General features: G+C 67.5%; 6 protein-coding genes. All 6 read right to left on the bottom strand.

What is annotated here, in order from left to right:
- Window positions 1–36: 36 nt before the first annotated feature.
- The 6 genes from JWP83_RS30185 to JWP83_RS30160 are packed head-to-tail and all read right to left on the bottom strand — an operon-like array spanning window position 37 to window position 6,290.
- Entirely contained in the window at window positions 37–1,272 is a 1,236-nt protein-coding gene (locus JWP83_RS30185; RefSeq protein ID WP_297738958.1) for an acyl-CoA dehydrogenase family protein, read from the bottom strand.
- A gap of 9 nt (window positions 1,273–1,281) precedes the next feature.
- Window positions 1,282–1,905, bottom strand: a complete 624-nt coding sequence (locus JWP83_RS30180; RefSeq protein ID WP_297738955.1) for a TetR/AcrR family transcriptional regulator — start codon at window positions 1,903–1,905, stop codon at window positions 1,282–1,284.
- Window positions 1,905–2,816, bottom strand: coding sequence for a hydroxymethylglutaryl-CoA lyase (locus JWP83_RS30175; protein ID WP_297738952.1), 912 nt, complete (start codon window positions 2,814–2,816; stop codon window positions 1,905–1,907). Before JWP83_RS30175 ends, JWP83_RS30180 begins: the two co-directional genes overlap by 1 nt.
- Window positions 2,813–4,027, bottom strand: coding sequence for a CoA transferase (locus tag JWP83_RS30170; protein WP_297738949.1), 1,215 nt, complete (start codon window positions 4,025–4,027; stop codon window positions 2,813–2,815). Before JWP83_RS30170 ends, JWP83_RS30175 begins: the two co-directional genes overlap by 4 nt.
- A complete protein-coding gene (locus tag JWP83_RS30165) occupies window positions 4,024–5,199 on the bottom strand; it encodes an alpha/beta hydrolase (protein ID WP_297738946.1) in 1,176 nt (391 codons plus the stop codon). The genes JWP83_RS30170 and JWP83_RS30165 overlap by 4 nt, the downstream gene beginning before the upstream one ends.
- Complete coding sequence (locus tag JWP83_RS30160; RefSeq protein WP_297738943.1) at window positions 5,199–6,290, bottom strand: homogentisate 1,2-dioxygenase; 1,092 nt, start codon at window positions 6,288–6,290, stop codon at window positions 5,199–5,201. The genes JWP83_RS30165 and JWP83_RS30160 overlap by 1 nt, the downstream gene beginning before the upstream one ends.
- Window positions 6,291–6,463 lie beyond the last annotated feature (173 nt).

Raw genomic sequence — 6,463 nt, 5'->3', positions numbered from 1 at the left:
TGGAGGCCAGTTTGGAGGCCAGTTCCTCGGTCTGCGTCACTTGCCAAACTTAAACAGCCGCTGAGCCACCCGGCGAATCTGGATCTCCTCGGCGCCCTCGGTGATCCGGTAGCGGCGGTGATGGCGGTAGATGTGCTCGAACGGCTCGTGGCGGCTGTAGCCGAGGCCGCCGAAGATCTGCATCGCCCGGTCGGCCGCGTCGCAGACCAGCCGGTTGGCGCGGTAATTGGCCATCGACACCTTGTCCGAGACCTCCATGTGGTGGTCGCGGTCCAGATGCCAGGCCGCGTATTGCACCAGCAGCCGCACCATCTGGGCCTCGGTCTGCAGCTCGGCCAGCGGCCATTGCACGGCCTGGTTGACCGACAGCGGCTTGCCGAAAACCGTGCGCTTGCCCGCGTATTCGGCGGCACGGTCGATGCAGTATTGGGCGGCGCCCAGGCTGCTCGCCGCCTGCCGGATCCGGTTCTCGTGCAGGAAGGTCTGCGCGACTTCCAGGCCGCGGTCCACCTCCCCCAGCACCCCATCGGCGGGCACCCGCACGTCGGTCAGTTCGACCTCGCCATGATCGGTGGGCATGTTGAACGTCCACCAGTAATAGGGGACGCGGAATCCGGGCGCATCGGTCGGGACGAGGAACGCCGTGATGCCAAGCGCGGCCCCCGGTTCGCCGGAGGTTCGGGCGAAGATCAGATCGTGGGTTGCTCGGTGCACCCCGGTGTTGAACCGCTTCGAGCCGTTGATCACCCACCTGTCGCCATCGCGTTCGGCGCGCGTTTCCAGCCAGGTCGCGTCGGAGCCGTGCCGCGGCTCGGTGAGGCCGAACGCCATCGACCGTTCCCCGGTGATCAACGCCTCCGACCAACCGCGGCGCTGCTGATCGGTGCCGAAGCGCTCCATCATGATCACCTGCGGGAAGTTCCCGACGATCGACGACTCGTTCTGCAGGTCGTTGTGCAGCCCAAGGCCCTTGTGCGCCAAGTGCTCCCGGATGACAGCCATGTCGACGTTGGTGCCGTCACGGCCACCCAGCGACGCCGGCAGGCCGTAGCGCAGCCAGCCCGCTTTGTCGGCCCGCCTGCGCATCTCGGCGAGCAGATCTTCCCACTCGTGCGATGGGATGCCGTCGTTGTCCCAATCGGTGCGGGCATGCTCACGACGATGGTCGAAATACTGGATGTGGTCGCGTTCCAGCGGCTTGATCTCCGACTCGATGAACGCGTCCATCTCGGTGAGCAATCCCGGAAGATGTTCTGGCAGAGTGAAATCCACAATTATCTCCTAAGACTCCTTGCCGCTGCCGTAGAGGGTTTTCTTCCAGACCGTCGACAGGGTGGCGATGGCGTCCTTATCGCTGATCTTCAGGCCCAAGCTGGAAGGGCCCACGAAGACGCTGGTGAAGTTCTCGAACAGCAGCGCGATGGCGGCCGCGATGTGTTGCGGGTTGAGCTCGGTTGCGTAGCCCTGCTCCTGCGCGCGGCGCACCGAGGCGGCCACGATGTCCATGCCGAAACGCCGGAATTCGTTCTGTACGATCGCGAAGCGCCGCTGCGTGGCGGCCAGCTGCGACACCGCGATCATGATGCCGATGTTCTGCTTGAACATGTTCCAGTACCCGGTGACGACCGACGTGAAGAACGCGTCGTCATCAGGGGAGTCGGGCAGCTCGAGGCTCAACCCGGGCGGCGCCACGACCTCGTGCAGGAACGACTCCGCCAGGGCGGCCAGCAGGTCTTCCTTGTCGGCGAAATACCGGTAGAACACCGCCGGTGACTTGCCCGCGGCCGATGTGATGTCGGCCAAGGTGGTGCCGTGAAAGCCGCGTTCGGCGAAGAGTTTCCGGGCCGCCTGCTCGATGGCCTGCCTGGTCTGGCGGCCTTTTGCGGTCAAACTGTCGGCAGGCATCAGTTCCGGATCCGGTCGCCGGCGCGCAACAGCGCGCTCGGCAGGTCATGGCCCACAATGGATCTGGCGACCTCGGCCGCGACGATGGCGGCCCGCAGGTCCACGTCGACATCGACGTCGCTGTCGGTCAACAGGTAGACCAGGTCCTCGGTGGCGATGTTGCCGGTGGCGCCCGGTGCGAACGGGCAGCCGCCCAGCCCGCCGACCGAGGCGTCCAGCCGGGTGACCCCGGAGCTTACCGCCGCGTAGGCGCTGGCCAGGCCGGTGCCGCGGGTGTTGTGGAAATGCCCGCCCAGCGGCATGTCGGCGATCACCGGACGCAGTTGGGCGATCAGGGAACTCACCCGACGCGGGGTGGTGGTGCCGATGGTGTCGGCGATCGAGAACCGGTCGACGCGTTGAGCCCGGGCGGCGACGCCGATCTCGAGCACCCGCTGGGGCGGGGTCGGCCCGGCGAACGGGCAGTCCCACGCGGTGGCGACGATGACCTCGACGGTGACATCGGCGTCGTGGGCGATGGCGACGATCTCCTCGATCTGCTTGGTGGCCTCGGCGCTGTCGCGCCCGACGTTGGCCTCGCTGAACGCGTCGCTGGCGGCCACCACGTATTCGATGGATCGCAGCCCCGCGGCGACCGCCCGCTTGGCGCCGCCCGGGCTGGCCACCAGGGCGGAGAATTCGATGTCGGGGTAGTTGTGCAGTTGCGCGGCGAGTTCGGCGGCGTCGGCCATCGACGGCACCTTCGACGGGGATACGAAAGCGGTGGCCTCCACCTCCCGCACCCCGGTGGCGGCCACCGCCGCCAGCAGTTCCAGCTTGGCGGCCAGCGGGATTGGTTTTTCGATCTGCAGGCCGTCGCGCAGCGACACCTCGCGAATGTCAACCCTCGTGGGAAATTCCGCGTGGGTCACAGCACCTCCTCGGCCCTCAGCTCTTCGAGCTCGTCGGCGGTCATGCCCAGCAGCCCGATGTAGACGTCGTCGTTGTGCTGGCCCGGGCGCGCGGGCCCGGCGTTGCGGACGCCGCCCGGGGATTCCGAGAGCACCGGCACGACGCCCGGCCCTAAAACGTTGCGCCCGACTCTTTCGTCATAGTGGTCGACCAGCATGCCGCGGGCCCGCAGCTGCGGGTCGTCGACCACCTCGGCGACGGTGTTGATCGGACCCGCGATCACGCCCGCGGCGGACAGGGTTTCGATGATGTCGCCGGGCTGCCGGTCGGTGGCCCACGCGCCGATGATCTCGTCGATTTCGTCTTGGTTGCGGCCGCGGGCGCCGTGTGTGGCGAACCGGTCGTCGCTGGCCAGTTCCGGGCGCCCCATGGCCTTGCAGAGGCGGGCGAACACAGTGTCCTGGTTGGCGGCGATCACCACCCAGGAGCCGTCGGCGCTGCGGTAGATGTTGGACGGCGCGATGCCCTCCAGCCGAGTTCCCGACGGTCCGCGCACCACGCCTGCGGCGTCGTAATCGGGGATCGTGGATTCCTGTACGGCCAAGCATGATTCGGTCAGCGCGACGTCGACCACCTGTCCGCGCCCGGTGACGCCGCGGCGGTATAGCGCGGCCAGCGCGCCCTGGGCGCCGAACATGCCGGCCAGGCTGTCGCCGAGCGAGAGCGCCAGCCGGGGCGGCGGGCCGCCGGGGAAGCCGTTGAGGTGCCGCAGACCGCTGGCGGCCTCGGCCACCGACGCGTAGCCGGCCTTGTGTGCCTCGGGTCCGGTTTGGCCGTAGCCGGATACCCGAACCAGGATGATGCCCGGGTTGCGCTCGCTGAGCGCGTCGTAGCCCAGGTCCCATTTCTCCAGGGTGCCCGGACGGAAGTTCTCCACGACGACGTCGGATTTCGCGACGAGATCCAGGAACAGCTCGCGGCCGCGTGGCTTGCGCAGGTCGAGCGTGATGGCCCGCTTGTTGCGCGCGTGCACCGTCCAGAAGACGTGGTGCCCGTCCAGTTCGGCCTGGCCCCAGGTCCGCAACGGGTCCGGGGCGCCGGGGGGTTCCACCTTGATGACGTCGGCGCCCATGTCTCCGAGCAGCCGGCCGGCGAACGGCCCGGCGATCAGGGTGCCGAGCTCGAGCACCCGGACGCCGTCCAGCGCGCCCGCAAGATTTGCCGCCGTCACTCTGTGCTCGCGAAGTCGTGGCGGACCAGCCAGTCGGTGACGACGTCGACGGCGTGCCGCAGCTTGTCGCGCTGGTCGGGGCCGGCGTAATAGTGTGTGGCGCCGGGAATTTCGTGCATCTCCTTGTCCGGGTGCCCGATCGCCTCGAAAAGGCGTCGGGTGTGGCTGGGCGTGCAGGCGTCGTCGGCCAGGTTACCGATCACCAGCGCCGGGACCGCGAGGTCGCGCCCGCAGGCCACCCCGTCGCCCCGGGCGTCGTCGTAGCTCCACTGCGACAGCCAGCCGCGCAGCGTGCAGAAGCGGGCCAACCCGACCGGGCTCATGTTCACCACTCGAGGATCACCCAGATAGCAGCTTCCGGGGGTGCGTTCGTTCGGATCGACGGTCGGGTCCAGCCATCGCGGGTCGGCCATGGTGCCGTGCACGACGAACCCGAATTCGTCATCGGGGCGCCCAGATGATTTCAATTCGGCCAGCTTTTTCCTGACCCACGCGGTGATGCGGCGGTTGCGGTCGATCTGCGCCTGCCGGTAGCGGGCCAGAAACTCCTGGCTGTAGGGCGGTTGGTGGGGGTTGTCGGGGTCGTACAGATCCAGCTCGGGATCGCGCTTGGTGGGGTCGGATTCGTCGAGGATCGACGCGTCCAGCCATTCGGTCAGCGTGCCGTGCCGGCTGATGTGCGCGGCCAGCAGCATGATCCCGTCGGCCTCGGGCAGGTCCAGCTGCGTCAGGTCCGGCCCGTCGCCGGACGGGCTCGACGTGACGGTCGGCTGCTGGGCCTGCTGCTGGTAGAACATCGACAGCGAGCCGCCCCCGCTCCACCCGGCCAGCACCACCCTGGCGTAGCCCAGCCGTTTCTTGGCGTCCTTGATGCACTCGCCGAGGTCCTCGACCACCTTCTCCATCAGCAGCGCCGAATCCGTGCCGCGGAACCGGCTGTTGCAGTAGATGACGTGGTGGCCGGCGCGGGCGAGCCCGTTGATCATCGGCAGGTACGCGCCACCGCCGATCGGGTGCATGAACACCAGCACGGTGTCGGACGGCTTGTCCTTGGGCTTGAGCAGGTAGCTTTCCAGCACGGTGATTTCGGCCAGGCCGCCGTACACGTCGCGGACCCCGGAATTGTTTTGAAACGCAACCAGATAGGGGATCCGATCGTATTCGTGTTTCATCAGTGCTGTCCCAGGTCGTGGGCGAGGACCTCGGCGGACGGCGCCAGCCGCCGGCGGGTGTCGACGGCGATCACCTGCCAGTCCACCCGCGAATGCTCGTCGAACTTACGGCGCGCCCGTTCCCGCGCCTTCTCCGGCGCGCCATGGTGAACCCCCTGCGGCGCATGGGTAATCAGGCCCGGTGGCATCGGGATGCCGTAGAGCGACCCGCCGTGGAAAAAGGCGATCTCGTCGTAGTCGACGTTGCGGTGGTACCAGGGCGTGCGTTCGGTGCCCTGAACGCCTTCGGCCGGCTTTGGCAGGAAGTTCATCACGTAGACGCCGGTGGCCTGCATGAACAGATGGACCGTCGGCGGCAGGTGGACACTGTCGGAGGTAATCACGTTGTAGTCGGCGATGTTGAAGGTGAACGCGAAGTTGTCTCCGCGCCAGCCTTCGACATCGATCGGATTGTGTTGGTAGTACAGCGTTGTCGGGCCGCCGTCGTGGATGAGCCGGACCTCGTACTCTTCGCGGCCGTCATCTTGGATGGGGTCCGGTTCGGGGATGGTGGCCTGCGACGGGTCGAACGGAAAGTGGCGGCCCAGCGCGCCGGGCGGCGGTACCCGGAACTCGTCGCTGGCCTCGATCATCAGCAGCGTGGTCTCGGCATCGGGCACCTGCCGCCACGTGCATGCCTTCGGGATGTACACCCAGTCGCCCTCCCGGTAGCGCAGCGGCCCGAACTCGGTCTCCAGCAGGCCCGCGCCGCGGTGCACGAAGCACAACAGGTCGCCGTCCACGTGACGGGTGTAGAACGGCATCGGTTCGTGGCGGCGGCTCAACAGGATTCGGCAGTCGTCGTTGCCGAACATCAGCAGCGGCCCGCCGCCGGCGTCGGTGGCATCGCTGGGTTTCAGCTCGCCGGCGAGCACGTCGACGGGGCGCAGCGGACCGACCGACCGATAGGCGGTGGGGTCGTTGCGGCGGTACATGTTCGCGGTCCGGCCCGTGAATCCGCCCCGGCCCAGCTCGTCGTCCTTGAGCCCGTCGAGATCGGCATGAAGCCGGCGGGGCGTTTTCCCTTTTCGCAGGTGAACAAAGGATTCCACAGATGACTCCAGGCGCGGGTCGAAGGCCAAAACTGAAAGTGACATTACTTTTCGTTTTTGTGGTGCACAAGAGCCCGGTCGTCGTGTCCACGAGACTTAATCCATTGCGCACCGCTCCGGCGCGTTTTCGCTGACGTTGAAGTGTCGCCGATCAACGGGGCCGCGACGGCCAC

Source organism: Mycobacterium sp., from assembly GCF_025965855.1.
Lineage (GTDB): Bacteria > Actinomycetota > Actinomycetes > Mycobacteriales > Mycobacteriaceae > Mycobacterium.
The sequence above is the reverse complement of the archived record's forward strand: the minus strand, read 5'-3'. Positions and strand labels throughout refer to the sequence as shown.